The sequence below is a fragment of the Achromobacter sp. SIMBA_011 genome, assembly GCF_046535435.1.
Classification (GTDB): Bacteria; Pseudomonadota; Gammaproteobacteria; order Burkholderiales; family Burkholderiaceae_B; genus Achromobacter; species Achromobacter dolens.
Genome location: NZ_JAWRWN010000579.1, coordinates 1 through 266, shown reverse-complemented (window position 1 = coordinate 266; position 266 = coordinate 1). Strand labels below are relative to the sequence as shown.

The window sequence follows — 266 nt, the reverse complement described above, 5'->3', positions numbered from 1 at the left end:
GGCCCGGCGCATCTGAGGGTTCTCCGGACAAATCGGCAGGCCGGTAAAAGAGCTTGATCCGCTGCCGCACCGCGATCTGCAACGAGTTGTCGCCCTTCGCCTTTTGCGGAATTTCCTGCACGCTTAGCCAGAACACCGATTCACGATCGGTAGCGAGCCCCTCACCCGCATAAAAGATGCGCAGGATCTGCTGCTTGTCGCCGCCGAGGCGGCTCAACGACGGCGTGATTGCAAAGGGCAGATCGCCTTTCGTGCCATTCGGCAAC

Annotated in this window: 1 protein-coding gene; it reads right to left on the bottom strand. The window is 60.5% G+C overall.

All coding sequences use genetic code 11. The features are described from left to right. Nucleotides 1–266: molecular chaperone (locus SB816_RS32235; protein WP_410548274.1), on the bottom strand; the 266-nt coding region annotated here is incomplete at both ends.